Genomic DNA, 13,161 nt, shown 5'->3' on the forward strand with positions numbered 1-13,161 from the left:
CGCGATGACCCGCCCCTACGCGCCCGGCTATCGCATCCCCACTGACCTGCTGCTCAAGGCCTACGCCTCGGGCGTCTTCCCGATGGCCGAAAGTGCCGGCGACCCGGAGGTGTTCTGGGTGCGGCCGGAGACGCGCGGCATCATTCCGCTCGATGGTTTTCACGCACCGAAAAGCCTCAGGAAAACGATCAAGAAGAACCCCTTCGACATCCGTTTCGATTTCGATTTCGAAGCCACGATCGACGGCTGCGCCGAGAAGCGGGTGGAAAGGCGCTCGACCTGGATCAACGCGCCGATCCGCGAAGCCTATGTCGAACTGCATCGGATAGGCCATTGTCATTCGGTTGAAGCGTGGCGCGAGGATCGGCTGGTCGGCGGCCTCTATGGCGTATCGCTGGGCCGGGTGTTTTTTGGCGAGAGCATGTTCGCCAGGGAGACGGACGCGTCAAAAACCTGCCTCTTCTACCTCGTCGAGCGCTTGAAGGCGCGGGGCTTTGCTCTGCTTGACACGCAGTTCACCACCGAGCACCTCAAGCGCTTCGGCGCGGTCGACGTACCGCGCGGCAAGTATGAGAAGATGCTCGCCGACGCGCTGAAGGGGGAGGCCGTATTCTATCCCTGAGGATCGAGCCTACTTCCCGGTGGCGGCTTCCAATGGCGTCTGCGAATGGAACATCATCTTCCAGCCGTTGACGCGATGGACATAGCCGGTGCTGACCAGCGCGGCGTAAGGTTCGCCGTTCTCGCGTGTCGCATGTGCCTCGTAGGTCAGCATGATGATGTCGCTGCCCGGCTCGATGATACCCTTGAGGTCGATCTTAAGGTCCCGCCAGCGGTTGGGCTTGGTTGCGGTCTTGGCGAGATCCGCATTGTCCATCGCCTGTGCCATCTGCGGAAATGCCACCAGGCATTCGGTGTCTGCATTGGCCGCGTAATAGGCCGCGTCGCCCGTCCAGAACCCCTTTTCCAGTTCGAGCAACTCGGCCTTGCCAGCCGTGATCCGTTTGCTGTCTGACATCGGAAGATCCTCCTTGCGCATAAATGCGCGCTCGTCCGTGGCCCAACGCATTGTGGCCAGGACGGTTCCGGGGGATCAGTTGGTGTCTGTGGTATCGGGTTCCGAAGCGTCCGGCTCCGTCACATCAGGCGCTGTGACATCCGGAGCGGTCGCGGCTTTCGGTTTGGCTGCGGCGGGCGTGGGAACGTCCGCTTTGGTTGCGTCAGCCTTGGCTGCGTCGGGCGCCGGCACATCCGACTTCTGCTTGCAGGCCTTCAGCCAGACGTCGTAGACGGCATGCTCGACGGCATTGAGACCGGGGCTTTCGGCAAACATCCAGCCGGTGAAGATGCGGCGGATCTTGCGATCGAGCGTGATCTCGTCGACCTCGACGAAGGAATCTGTCTTCGGCTCTTCGGTCTGTGGCCGCGAATAGCAGACGCGCGGCGTCACCTGCAAAGCACCGAACTGCACCGTCTCGTCGATATAGACATCGAAGGTGATGATGCGGCCGGTGATCTTGTCGATACCGGCAAACTCGGCAACGGCATTGGTCACCCGGTCCGATCCCGGGGCTGGCGCCGGCGCGGGTGCGGCGGGGGTCGGCGAAGCGGCAAACGCCGCGGTGCTGACGGCCAGGCCGGCGGCTGCCATCAGGCCACCCATCGATGTCAGGCTGAAAAAGCTCATATAGGGGTACCGGTGGTTCGCGCCCGGGTGATTCTGTCGATCGCCAAAGCTAGTCGCCGTTTTCTGATCAGCAAGCAGCTAAACACCAATTGTGGCGATAAAGGACCGGCTTGCACCCTGTCGCTACGACCCGGGTGTCCAGGCATCATAGTCGCCGGTGACCTGCGGGCGGTGCTGATTGGTCAGCACCGAGCCCTTCGGGCGATAAGCCGCCGGGCTGCCGGTCAGATTGGGCTGATGCGGCTTCTGCCAGTCGCGCGGCTTGTAGTCCTCGCTGGACGGCGCGACGTCGACGCGATGGTGCATCCAGCCGTGCCAGCCAGGCGGTATCGCCGAAGCTTCCGAATAATTGCGGTAGATGACCCAGCGGCGTGTGCGGCCTTCCGAATCGACGCCGCCTTCGTAGTAGAAATTGCCGGTCTCGTCCTGGCCGACCTTCTTGCCGTACCGCCACGTGTGCAGGCGGGTTCCTATCGTCTGGCTGTTCCACCAGGTGAAAAACTGCGTAAGGAAAGTCTTCATTTCAAAACCCTCGCGCCGGCAGCGCCCGTTTCCTGCTTATGGCGTCAGGCCTTGCCGAAGGCAAGGCTTTTGCCACGGCGTGCGCGCAAATGGCTCGCCAGAAACCCGACACAAGCCTGTGATCCTCCCGGCCGCTGCATGCACGCTTGCCAAGCCTTTGCGGTATTTCTAAAGCTCAGCGCGCCCATGCTTGTATCCAGTCCCGCTTGAGGCCAAAGGAGGCGACGATTGGCCACAAAATTGCCGACCACCGACATCCGCATCAGCGCTGAGGCGATTCGCCACCGCAAGGGCGGCATGCCGATTGTCTGCCTGACCGCCTACACCTATCCTATCGCCCGTCTGCTCGATCACCATGTCGACCTGCTTCTGGTCGGCGACAGTGTCGCCATGGTCCTCCATGGCCACAAGACGACGCTGGGTGCCTCGCTGGAGATGATGATCGCACATGGGCAGGCCGTGATCCGCGGCTCGGCCAGTGCCTGCGTCGTCGTCGACCTGCCGGCCGGCAGCTATGAGGTCACGGCGGCGCAAGCCGTCGCCTCGGCGCGGCGGGTCGTCGACGAAACCGGCTGCCAGGCGGTGAAGCTCGAAGGCGGCGTCGACATGACCAGTCAGATTGCGGCCATCGTCGCCGCCGGCATTCCGGTCATGGGACATATCGGCCTGCAGCCGCAATCGGTGGAGAAGGATGGCGGCTACAAGATCAAAGGCCGCACCGAGGAGGCTGTTGCGGCATTGCTTCGCGATGCGCTTGCCGTCGAAAGCGCCGGCGCATTCTCGGTGGTCATCGAAGGCACGGTCGAGACCGTCGCCGCCGATATCAGCCGCCGCCTCGCCATTCCAACCATCGGCATCGGTGCCAGCGGCGACTGCGACGGCCAGATCCTGGTCATCGACGACATGGTTGGGCTGACCGTCGATCGCGTGCCGAAATTCGTCAAGCAATACGCCGATCTGCGCAGCGTGATCTCGCATGCCGCAAAGAGCTATGCGTCAGAAGTGCGAAACCGGACATTCCCGGGCCCCGGCCATGTCTTTTCGGCGACAAACAGCAGGGATGACGCATGAGCCAACCCGTCGTCGTCGACAGCGTTGCCGCACTTCGCGCGCAAGTCCGGGGCTGGCGCCGCGACGGCCTTCGTGTCGCCATGGTGCCGACCATGGGCGCTTTGCATGACGGGCACATCTCGCTGGTCAGGATCGCGCTCGAAAAAGCCGAGCGCTGCGTCGTGTCGATCTTCGTCAATCCGACGCAGTTCGCGCCGAGCGAAGACCTCGACAAGTACCCGCGCCAACTCGCCCGCGATCTCGACCGGCTCGGCGCGGCAAAGGCCAATCTTGCCTTCACACCGACGGTTGGCGAGATGTATCCCGCCGGCTTCGCCACGAAAATCTCGGTCGGCGGTCCCTCCGCCGGGCTCGAGTCGGACTTTCGGCCGACCTTTTTCGAAGGTGTCGCCACCGTCGTGGCAAAACTCCTCCTGCAGGCAACGCCCGACTGTGCGGTCTTCGGCGAGAAGGACTACCAGCAGCTTTGCGTGGTGAGGCAGCTCTGCGGCGATCTCGACCTGCCCGTCGAGATCATCGGCGCGCCAACGATACGCGACGCCCATGGTCTCGCCATGTCGTCACGCAACGCCTATCTCGATGAGGCCGAATTGAAGATCGCCCGCCAGCTCAACGTGATATTGCGCAAAACGGCTGCGGCCCTGGCGGGCGGCGCCGACCAGAGCGACGCAACCGAAGAGGCCAGCCGCGCCCTCATCGCCGCCGGCTTTCAAAAAGTCGACTATGTCCAGGCACGCGAAAGCCTGACGCTTGCGCCATGGCGTCGAAACCGCGAAGGGCGTCTTCTCGCGGCAGCATGGCTCGGCAAGACCAGGCTGATCGACAATGTGGGGGTTCCCGCTGCCTAGCGAAGGCTCGATCCTCCGCGGCGGATTGCTGCCGCGCCTAGCTCTGGCTCTTTTGTCCGCCGGCCCTGACGATCAGGTGTCCCGCGACGATCCCAACCACCCCAGCAAGGGCTTTCACCAATGCATCGATAAGGCGTGCATGGCGACCCGGATCAATGAGCTGAAGCAGTTCCAGCATGCCGGCGGTCACAGCCACGAAGATCACGACCTGATACAGTCGGTTGGGGAAGCCGACCGCCAGGGCGAAGCCCAACAGGACATAGGCCAAGGCACGCTCGACATTCGCTTCAGCAAGGTGCGGCCGCATCTGGATCGGCGACAAGGTCGCGAAAATGATGATGGCGAGCAGCGCCAGCGCTGTAATGCGGGACAGTTTGGTCATGCCCTTGCATATCCGTCGTGGCCCGGCACAGCAAACGCCGCGATGACGCATGGCCGGATCGCTCTATTCATCCCGATGGCAATCTATCCCAGCGGCTTCTCGAAGCTCATCGTTTTCGTCCCCGAGGTCTCACGGGATTCCGTGGCGGTGCCGGCGGGCAAGAACCCTTTCGACCGATAGAAGGCGATGGCGCCGCCATTGGCCTCCTCGACCTCGACGCGCAGCGTTCGCGCTTCCGGGAAACTGGCCTCGACCTCGTCGAGCAGTGCCTGCCCGATCCCACGCCTTTGGCAGTCCGGATGGACGTAGATTTGGTTCAACAATATGACCTTCGCATCCGCGGTGGCGGCGGCGAAAGCCATGCCGCCGATCCGCTTGCCGTCATCGGCCACCAGGAATTCCGAGTTCGGCCGTGTCAGCCGCGAGCGGAGCGAAGCGATCGAGTGCCATTCATCGGTGATCTCGGTGACTTTCGCAGCGCCATAAATGGCGTCATAGGTCGCATGCCAGGTTTCCACCAGCAGCGTCCGCACAGCGGCAAGGTCGCGTTCACCTGCGGTGCGGACAAACACCGCCCTACTCAATGCCCAGTTTGGCCTTGACGAGGTCGTTGACCGCCTGCGGGTTGGCCTTGCCGCCGGTCGCCTTCATCACCTGGCCGACGAACCAGCCGGCCATGCTCGGCTTGACGCGTGCCTGTTCGACCTTGTCGGGGTTGGCTGCGATCACCTCGTCGACAGCCTTCTCAATGGCGCCGGTGTCGGTGACCTGCTTCATGCCACGGCTCTCGACAAGCTGGCGCGGATCGCCACCCTCGTTCCAGACGATCTCGAACAGGTCCTTGGCGATCTTGCCGGAAATGGTGCCATCCTTGATCAGATCGATGACCGCACCAAGCTGCTCGGGTGAAACCGGAGCGTTTTCAATATCTTTTCCAGCCTTGTTCAATTGCCCGAGCAGATCGTTGATGACCCAGTTTGCGGCGAGCTTGCCGTCGCGGCCGGCGGCCACCTTCTCGAAATAGTCGGCGATCGGTTTTTCCGAAACCAGGATCGAGGCGTCATAGACGGACAGGCCGAGCGACGCGATCAGCCGCGCCTTCTTGTCGTCTGGCAGTTCCGGCAATTCCTTGGCCAGGGCATCGATATAGGCCTGGTCGAATTCCAGCGGCAAAAGGTCCGGATCGGGGAAGTAGCGGTAATCATGCGCTTCTTCCTTGGAGCGCATCGAGCGCGTCTCGCCCTTGACGGCGTCGAACAGCCGCGTCTCCTGGTCGATCTTGCCGCCATCCTCGAGAATGGCGATCTGCCGGCGCGCCTCGTAGTCGATGGCCTGGCCGATGAAGCGGATCGAGTTGACGTTCTTGATCTCGCAGCGCGTGCCGAACTCGCCGCCCGGCTTGCGCACCGAAACGTTGACGTCGGCGCGCATCGAACCTTCGTCCATGTTGCCGTCGCAGGTGCCGAGATAGCGCACGATGGTGCGCAGCTTGGTGACATAGGCCTTGGCTTCGTCGGCCGAGCGCATGTCTGGCTTGGAGACGATCTCCATCAGCGCCACGCCGGAACGGTTAAGATCGACATAGGACATGGTCACATGCTGGTCGTGCATCGACTTGCCGGCATCCTGTTCCAGATGCAGCCGCTCGATGCCGACTTCGATGTCCTCGAATTCGCCCTGACGATCCGGGCCGACCGAAACGATCACGGTGCCCTCACCGACGATCGGCTGCTTGAACTGCGAGATCTGGTAGCCCTGCGGCAGATCGGGATAAAAGTAGTTTTTCCGATCGAAGACCGACTTGTGGTTGATCTGCGCCTTCAGCCCAAGGCCGGTGCGGATCGCCTGCTTGACGCATTCCTCGTTGATGACGGGCAGCATGCCTGGCATCGCCGCGTCGACCAGGCTGACATTGGCGTTGGGTGCCGCGCCGAAAGCCGTCGAAGCGCCGGAAAACAACTTTGCTTCCGAAGTGACCTGCGCATGGACCTCGAGGCCGATGATGATCTCCCAGTCGCCGGTGGCGCCGGAAACAAGGCGCTTGGCGTCGGGCGTGCGGGTGTCGATGAGGGACATTGTGGCCTGCGTATTGGAACTACGGATTATGCGTTCACGCATATTTTGGTGTGCAACTTCGCTAGTGCAAACAGCCAAAAGAGACAAGCGCCCAAAAAAACAAGCGCAAAGCCACGGACTGGCCTTTTCAGCCGCGTTCGCCTATAGGACGTCCATTCCAATGGAGAGTGGATGTCCACTTACGCTCAGTCCCGGTAAGGCCCTGACCTCCTGGCGAGGCAGGGCAGAAAACCTGAAACCCCGTGCCGCGAAGCTTCGTGGCGGCGGCATTTTTGTTTTCCCGGAAAACTCTCACATGGATATTTCGCGCAGCGCATGACCCCGAAATCGGAGTCGATTTCGGAAAGGGATCATGCGCCAAATTATAAGTGCCACAGCGTCCTTTGCGCGTCCAAGAGGACGCGCGGCGCTGTGGGACAGCGCATCCTGCACCTGCTCGCGCAGGGCGGACGCATTGAAATCGAAAAGAACGAGAAGAAACGGATCGCTTCCGTCAAATGCCTGACCCGCGATGGCTGGCATTATCCGGGCGTCGATCTCGACATGTTTCGAAAGCTGAAGCGGAAGAAGGCTGTTTCTTCGTCAGGTGGCGGACCCTACCGCATCACGCGGCACGGGCTGGAACTCGTCCGCTCCGAACTCGACAACAGGTAAACCACGGCTCCGCCGGTCGGTTCTCCGGCCGGCGTTTCTTCACGCTCAGGCGGTGGCGATGTAGGCCCTGATCTCCTCGGCCTCGCGCTCGACATCCTCGATCCGGCGCTTGACCACGTCACCGATGGACACGATGCCATCGAGCATGCCGTCCTTCTCCACCGGCAGATGACGGAAGCGGCCTCGGGTCATGATCTCCATCACCTCGTTGACGGTGTGGTTTTCGTTGCAGATCTTCACCTTCGGCGTCATCGCCGAGCGCACGGCGATATCCAGCGCGGCTCCACCTTCGCGGGCGACCACCCGGACGATGTCGCGCTCTGACAGGATGCCGACGATCTTGCGATCGCCATTGGTGATGACCAGCGCACCGATCTTGTGTTCTGCCAGGATACGGATGGCTTCGCTCAGCTTTTCGTTCGGCCCGAGCGTCAACACGTCATGGCCTTTTCTCTCGAGAATTGCCTTAACCGTCATGGCGTCCTCCTCTGCTTTGCCTGCCGGTTCCTGCCCTGACCGGCCTTCACGTGAGAGTGAACATCGTGCGCCGTGATCGGTTGCATTTCAAGTGCGGTGGTCGGTCGTCTCCCACTCGGGCGCCTGCCATCGCCGGTCGAACCAGCGCAGGCCGAAGAAGCCGGCGACGAAGCCGCCAATATGGGCCTCCCAGGCGATCTGGCCGTCTGCTCCCGGGGCAAAGCCGAGAAGGCCGGTGGCGAGATTGATGATCATCCACATGGCGAGGAAGATCACGACACCGCGCAAGCGCAATACGAATGCGATCGGCAGCACAGGGCCGGCGAAGGCGGCCTTGCCGGCCGAACGATCGGTGCGGAAGCCAAAACGCGCCGCAGCCCCCATCATGCCGGAGATCGCGCCCGATGCGCCGACCAGCGGCGCCTCTCCGTACGGATGCACCGCCCAGAAAAGCGCGACCGAAGCCAGCCCGGTAACGGCAAAGAACAGCGCGAACCACAGCGTTCCCAGACGGTTTGCCAATGGTGAACCAAACGCGGCGAGCCACACCATGTTGATGGCGATATGGGCAAAGCCGCCATGCATGAAGGCATAGGTGAAGGGCCGCGAAAACAGGAACCAGTCGAAGCCGTATTGGCCGGTGTAGAGAACTGGGATGAAGGCCCCGTCATACAGCAATGTCATCTGCTGGGATTCGCTCAACACATATTGCTGCAACAGATAGACCACGACGCAGATGCCGATCACCGCCAGCACGACGGGCGGCAGGTTGAACACCGGCTCGCGCCGCCGGGGCTCGGGCGCGTCCTCGACCGGATCGACTTCCGAGGGAGTTACCGGTTCATTCATTTGAAAATGCACTCACTGCGGGATTTGGGATCCGAGCATCTAGATCACCGCGGACCGAACCGCAAACCGCGAATCGCTGGGCGCGAATCAAAAAAGAAGCCGTTCAAGGTTTCCCTTGAACGGCCGGTCGAGCCCCCTACTCCCCTAAAACTCTTGACTGAAGTGCTGCCGATCGTCGCGAAACGACCGCTTCTGGAGTGGTTTTCATGTGCCATTGGGCTCGCTTCAATGCAATGTAAACCACTTGTTAACCTTAACGGCCCCGACCCGTGAACAAGTGTTAACGACGCTGGCACGCTTCCTGCTCCGCAACGCATGTAGGTCATCGGAGGGCGCCCTTCTGTTCACCGATGGGACATCAGACGACAGATTGCGCGGAGCAGCATAGTATGAACCAGAATGGATCGATCACGCTGTTCCAATATTGGAACCGCCTGCGTGATGGACGCCCTGCCCCGAAGCGTTCGGAGGTCGAACCGGCCGACATCAAGTCGCTGCTGGCCGACACCTTTATCCTGGAACGTGACACGCGTGGACAGGCGGTATTCCGGCTGGCCGGCACCAGGCTTTGCGCCTGCTACGGCCGCGAGCTCAAGGGGTTTTCCTTTCCATCGCTGTGGCGCGAGAAGGACCAGCGGCTCGTCTCGCGCCTGATCCATGGCGTCTTCGAGCAGAAATCGGTCGTGCTGATCAGCTATGAGGGCTTCAGCCGCAACGGGCGTTCCAACAAGTTCGAACTGCTTGCCCTGCCGCTGGACGGCGGCGTCGAAAATCCGCGCTGCCTGGGCGTCATCAGCGCCGTGGAGAAACCCTTCTGGCTGGGTGCCGATCCGATCACCGATGCGTTGATCGATTCGATACGCGTCATGGATCCGGAGAAGGAGCTTCTGAACAATCGCCCGGCGATCGATGTTCCCTCGCTCGTTCCCGATGAACTTGGGACACCCGAGACGATCTCGGCGCTCGGCCGGGCGCGCCGCATCCGCCATCTCGTCGTCTTCGATGGCGGGCGCGAGGAATAGTCCGCAATTTGCGGCCTGATGCACGTCGCCCAAAACTGCGCGGCCGTTTTTGGCACAACGGCCTGCAAAAAGGAAAACCCTGAAGCGCCCGCTTTCCCCTTTGTTAACCCGCTTTGTTGTACTTCTCTGATGAAGTTCCTCGCATCGGCGCGCGGGATGCCAAACGGGGTGTACGCAGTCATGAGGTCAGCGGCGGTCGACTATGCGCCGTCCCAAGCTGAAAGGCGTAACTTTCAGCGCGTCCGGGTTAAAATTTACGGACGCTTCATGCTGGAAGACCGCACCGAACACCCCTGCCAGGTCGTCGACATGTCACCGGGCAATGTCGCGTTTCGCACCGACCGCATCGGCATGCCTGGCGAAAAAATCATCGCCTACATCGATCATATCGGCCGCATCGAAGGTGTCGTCACACGCACCTTGCAGGACGGTTTCGCGATGACCGTCATCGCGTCGGATCGCAAGAAGGACAAGCTGGCCGCGCAATTGACCTGGCTCGCCAACAAGCATGAACTCGACCTGCCGGAAGATCGCCGCCACGAGCGCGTCGCACCGCGCAATCCGACAAGCGTGCTGCAGCTCACCGACGGCCGCCAGTACCAGTGCCGTATCATCGACCTTTCGCTCTCCGGCGCCGCGGTCGAAATCGACGTCAAACCGGCAATCGGCATCCAGGTCATGCTTGGCACCATGCGCGGGCAGGTCGTGCGTCATTTCGAGGACGGCGTCGCCATCGAATTCGCCGTCATCCAGCGCCCTGAAACGCTCGATTCCGAATTCAACACACCACGCGCCTGAGCAGGCCCGACAGCAACACTCCAGGAACCGGCCCTTGCGGCCGGTTTTTTTCGACGCATGACATGCTTCGGCCGCTCTTGGCGGGGTCTGGGAGACTTCCCCGATCGAGGTAAGGGCGTCAAGATCCAAACAATTTAATACTCAAATGTTTCAAATTTTATGTTTATTCTACTGGCGTTTTACTCAATATCTACTTCGCGCTTTTGCGTCAAATAAATCCACATGTGGCAATGTCTCCTTCGAACGGGGAGACTACAACAATGAAGAAAACGAGGGGCAAGCTGTTGCTGGCGGCAATGGCGATGCAGCTTTCCGCTTGGGGATCAGCATATGCCGCGGGACCGGCCTATATGCACACCGGCGGACGCACCACCCAGCCTGTTGGTCATTATGAGTTCTGCCAGCGCAGTCCTGGGGAATGCAGTGAACGGACCCCGAAGGGTGCGCCGGTCGAACTGACCCGCAAACTGTGGGCGACGATCGTCAACATCAACAATTCGGTCAACACCCGCATCAAGCCGCGCACCGACATGGAAAACTACGGTGTCGAAGAATATTGGGCCTATCCGGCCAATGGCTATGGCGATTGCGAGGATTACGCGCTGGAAAAGCGCCGCGAGTTGATGGATGCGGGCGTCCCCGCCGGCAATCTGCTGATGACGGTGGCGCGCCAGCCGAATGGCGACGGCCACGCGGTGCTGACCGTGCGCACGAGCCTCGGAGAATTCATCCTCGACAATCTGGAAACCAAGGTCCTGTCCTGGACGGACACCGACTACACCTATCTCAAGCGCCAGTCGGACCAGAATTCCGGCGTTTGGGTGACGATCAATGACGGCCGCTCCGACGCGGTCGCCAGCGTCCGCTAAATCAGAGGTCAAGCGCGTCGCATGAATGTGACCGCTTAAGGAGAAACCCGGTCGAGTCCCCACCCTCCCCGTCCCCAACGACCGGGTGAAAGGAGCCGGCCCCGTCCCCGGGCCGGCTCCGCCATTTCTGGCGATGGCCGTTCGTCAGACCTTCTTCAGCCCCGCCTTGAAGCGCTTGCCGTTGGCGACATAGTGCGCGGCCGAGCCCCGCAGTCTGGCAATTGCCGCGTCGTCCAGCACCCTGATCGCCTTGGCCGGCGAACCGACGATCAGCGAATTGTCCGGGAATTCCTTGCCTTCGGTGACCAGCGCACCGGCGCCGACCAGGGAATTCCTGCCGATTTTCGCGCCGTTCAGCACGATGGCGCCCATGCCGATCAGGCTGTTGTCGCCGATCGTGCAGCCATGCAGCAGGGCGCGGTGGCCGATCGTGCAACCCTCCCCGATCGTCAGCGGGAAGCCGGGATCGGTGTGCATGACCGTATGTTCCTGCACATTGGTGTCGGCACCGATGACGATAGGCTCGTTGTCGCCGCGGATGACGGCGCCGAACCAAAAGCCGGCATTGCGTCCGACCCTGACATCGCCGATCAGCGTCGCATCGGGTGCGATCCAGTTCGAGTCCGCATCGGCGAAGCTGGGCTCTGTTCCATCGATCGCATAAAGCGGCATTTCTGGTCTCCGAATCGTCTCAAGCTGGCAATTCGGACCCTAGGAGACGGACCGTCCATGAGGCAATGGCAAGCACGACGACGCCCAGCGCCAAGGTCCACGCAATTGCCGTGCAGCCGCAGGACATCAGCGCCAACGTTGAAATGCGGTGCTGACGCCGGGCATCGATGGCGTCGTTGACCAGCATGAAGGGTCCGGCACAAGCGGTGGCGAGCAGCGAGCGCAGGACATGTGACGGCGACACATAGGGTTCGGTGAAGGCGACCTTGCGGCCCGACACCAGTTCCATGGCCGATCCGGCCAGCCCGCAGGCTGTCAGTCCGACGGCAAAAGCAAAGAGTGTGAGTTCCAGCGGTCCCATCTTAACTTTCCATTTACCATGAAATTGCACAGTCGTTCCATGCAGGCTGCAAGAGCCGTGCCGTGCGATGTGTGCCGCCCAGGGACACTGGAGACGGACAGGCGGCCCGGAATCCGAGGACTGAGATGAAGCAGGCAGCGCTCGCCAACGAACTCACCGTGGTCGATTCCAGGCTGATGAAGCGGGTGCTCTATGGGTTCGCGGCGCTCGCCCTGTTGTCGGTGGCGATCAGCCTTGGCGGCAAATGGTTCGGTCATTCGATCGCCATGGCCGGATACACCGACGATGCAACGGTCTACCAGGTGGTGATCGGCAACAATGTCATCGCTGTCCCGGCCAACACCATCCGTTTCGCCCAGGCCCGGCGCGACGGCATTGCCTCACGGCTCGACCTCTATCTGCGCTATCCCCGGATGGACGGCTACAGCGAGCCGGCGCGTGACGATTTCAACCACACGGGCACTGTCAAGAACATCGTCTTCCTGTCCTTCGAACAGCAGATGATGTCGCGTGACATGAGTGGCCGCTTCACGCCGATCTACAGCGCGCTGATCACCCGACCCGGCACTGCCGGGCCTGGCGGCACGATGATCTATGGTTTCAACGAGAAATCAGGCTATTTGAACGAGGTGCTGGTTGTCGGCAATCGCCCCGGCAAGGAGCCGTTCGTGGCCCGTTGCCTGAGCGGGCAGAGTGCCGACCAATCGCTGGCGCCTTGCGAGCGCGACATCCAGGTCGGCGACGAACTCAGCCTCACCTATCGCTTCCCAAGGGAGTTTCTGGGCGATTGGCAGGCGCTCGATGCGGCAATCGCCACTGAAGCCGGGCGCGTTCTGAAGGCGGGACGTTAAGAACGCTTCAAGGGAACCGGCT

General features: G+C 61.6%; 18 protein-coding genes. 8 read left to right on the forward strand and 10 right to left on the reverse strand.

What is annotated here, in order from left to right:
* Nucleotides 1-4: 4 nt before the first annotated feature.
* Complete coding sequence (gene aat, locus LB558_RS16400; protein WP_023812134.1) at nucleotides 5-622, forward strand: leucyl/phenylalanyl-tRNA--protein transferase; 618 nt, start codon at nucleotides 5-7, stop codon at nucleotides 620-622.
* A 9-nt stretch (nucleotides 623-631) separates the two neighbouring features.
* Here the strand turns inward: aat and LB558_RS16405 are convergent, their stop codons facing one another.
* The 3 genes from LB558_RS16405 to LB558_RS16415 all read right to left on the reverse strand — a co-directional run bounded on the left by LB558_RS16405 (nucleotide 632) and on the right by LB558_RS16415 (nucleotide 2,209).
* Nucleotides 632-1,018: a hypothetical protein gene (locus tag LB558_RS16405; RefSeq protein ID WP_127291408.1), complete on the reverse strand. Its 387-nt coding sequence runs from the start codon at nucleotides 1,016-1,018 to the stop codon at nucleotides 632-634.
* 75 nt (nucleotides 1,019-1,093) lie between these two features.
* A complete protein-coding gene (locus LB558_RS16410) occupies nucleotides 1,094-1,687 on the reverse strand; it encodes a DUF2155 domain-containing protein (protein ID WP_224698506.1) in 594 nt (197 codons plus the stop codon).
* A gap of 123 nt (nucleotides 1,688-1,810) precedes the next feature.
* Nucleotides 1,811-2,209 (reverse strand): NADH:ubiquinone oxidoreductase subunit NDUFA12, encoded by a 399-nt coding sequence (locus tag LB558_RS16415; RefSeq protein WP_224698507.1) that lies wholly within the window; start codon nucleotides 2,207-2,209, stop codon nucleotides 1,811-1,813.
* A 228-nt stretch (nucleotides 2,210-2,437) separates the two neighbouring features.
* On the opposite strand from LB558_RS16415, the gene panB reads away from it, so the two are divergent.
* Both panB and panC read left to right on the forward strand, forming a co-directional pair.
* Entirely contained in the window at nucleotides 2,438-3,280 is an 843-nt protein-coding gene (gene panB / locus LB558_RS16420) for a 3-methyl-2-oxobutanoate hydroxymethyltransferase (protein ID WP_224698509.1), read from the forward strand.
* Nucleotides 3,277-4,128, forward strand: a complete 852-nt coding sequence (gene panC / locus LB558_RS16425; protein WP_224698510.1) for a pantoate--beta-alanine ligase — start codon at nucleotides 3,277-3,279, stop codon at nucleotides 4,126-4,128. The genes panB and panC overlap by 4 nt, the downstream gene beginning before the upstream one ends.
* Nucleotides 4,129-4,165: 37 nt before the next feature.
* Here panC and LB558_RS16430 read toward each other — a convergent pair whose 3' ends face one another.
* The 3 genes from LB558_RS16430 to gatB form a co-directional block, all read right to left on the reverse strand.
* Nucleotides 4,166-4,510, reverse strand: coding sequence for a hypothetical protein (locus tag LB558_RS16430; RefSeq protein ID WP_164754257.1), 345 nt, complete (start codon nucleotides 4,508-4,510; stop codon nucleotides 4,166-4,168).
* Between the two features lie 83 nt (nucleotides 4,511-4,593).
* On the reverse strand, nucleotides 4,594-5,082 hold the full coding sequence (locus tag LB558_RS16435) for a GNAT family N-acetyltransferase (RefSeq protein ID WP_224698513.1): 489 nt from the start codon (nucleotides 5,080-5,082) through the stop codon (nucleotides 4,594-4,596).
* A 4-nt stretch (nucleotides 5,083-5,086) separates the two neighbouring features.
* Nucleotides 5,087-6,586, reverse strand: coding sequence for an Asp-tRNA(Asn)/Glu-tRNA(Gln) amidotransferase subunit GatB (gene gatB / locus LB558_RS16440; protein ID WP_224698514.1), 1,500 nt, complete (start codon nucleotides 6,584-6,586; stop codon nucleotides 5,087-5,089).
* 411 nt (nucleotides 6,587-6,997) lie between these two features.
* Here gatB and LB558_RS16445 point away from each other — a divergent pair, with 411 nt between their 5' ends.
* Complete coding sequence (locus LB558_RS16445) at nucleotides 6,998-7,240, forward strand: YjhX family toxin (protein WP_318011645.1); 243 nt, start codon at nucleotides 6,998-7,000, stop codon at nucleotides 7,238-7,240.
* 45 nt (nucleotides 7,241-7,285) lie between these two features.
* On the opposite strand, the gene LB558_RS16450 is transcribed toward LB558_RS16445, so the two are convergent.
* Both LB558_RS16450 and LB558_RS16455 read right to left on the reverse strand, forming a co-directional pair.
* A complete protein-coding gene (locus LB558_RS16450; protein ID WP_127258787.1) occupies nucleotides 7,286-7,717 on the reverse strand; it encodes a CBS domain-containing protein in 432 nt (143 codons plus the stop codon).
* A gap of 87 nt (nucleotides 7,718-7,804) precedes the next feature.
* On the reverse strand, nucleotides 7,805-8,566 hold the full coding sequence (locus tag LB558_RS16455) for a rhomboid family intramembrane serine protease (protein ID WP_224698516.1): 762 nt from the start codon (nucleotides 8,564-8,566) through the stop codon (nucleotides 7,805-7,807).
* Nucleotides 8,567-8,955: 389 nt separating this feature from the next.
* Between LB558_RS16455 and LB558_RS16460 the strand changes: the two genes are divergently transcribed.
* The 3 genes from LB558_RS16460 to LB558_RS16470 all read left to right on the forward strand — a co-directional run bounded on the left by LB558_RS16460 (nucleotide 8,956) and on the right by LB558_RS16470 (nucleotide 11,255).
* Entirely contained in the window at nucleotides 8,956-9,588 is a 633-nt protein-coding gene (locus LB558_RS16460; RefSeq protein WP_224698517.1) for a PAS domain-containing protein, read from the forward strand.
* Nucleotides 9,589-9,768: 180 nt separating this feature from the next.
* A complete protein-coding gene (locus LB558_RS16465; protein ID WP_013531341.1) occupies nucleotides 9,769-10,386 on the forward strand; it encodes a PilZ domain-containing protein in 618 nt (205 codons plus the stop codon).
* Nucleotides 10,387-10,646: 260 nt separating this feature from the next.
* Entirely contained in the window at nucleotides 10,647-11,255 is a 609-nt protein-coding gene (locus tag LB558_RS16470; protein WP_224698519.1) for a transglutaminase-like cysteine peptidase, read from the forward strand.
* 144 nt (nucleotides 11,256-11,399) lie between these two features.
* On the opposite strand, the gene LB558_RS16475 is transcribed toward LB558_RS16470, so the two are convergent.
* Together LB558_RS16475 and LB558_RS16480 are read right to left on the reverse strand one after the other, a co-directional pair.
* Entirely contained in the window at nucleotides 11,400-11,927 is a 528-nt protein-coding gene (locus tag LB558_RS16475; protein WP_224698520.1) for a gamma carbonic anhydrase family protein, read from the reverse strand.
* 19 nt (nucleotides 11,928-11,946) lie between these two features.
* Nucleotides 11,947-12,288 carry a DUF6949 family protein gene (locus tag LB558_RS16480; protein ID WP_224698521.1) on the reverse strand — a complete coding sequence of 114 codons (342 nt, stop codon included), beginning with the start codon at nucleotides 12,286-12,288 and terminating at the stop codon, nucleotides 11,947-11,949.
* A gap of 125 nt (nucleotides 12,289-12,413) precedes the next feature.
* Here LB558_RS16480 and LB558_RS16485 point away from each other — a divergent pair, with 125 nt between their 5' ends.
* Entirely contained in the window at nucleotides 12,414-13,139 is a 726-nt protein-coding gene (locus LB558_RS16485) for a hypothetical protein (RefSeq protein ID WP_224698522.1), read from the forward strand.
* Nucleotides 13,140-13,161 lie beyond the last annotated feature (22 nt).

Source organism: Mesorhizobium sp. CO1-1-8, from assembly GCF_020164875.1.
In the GTDB taxonomy this organism is placed as follows: Bacteria; Pseudomonadota; Alphaproteobacteria; order Rhizobiales; family Rhizobiaceae; genus Mesorhizobium.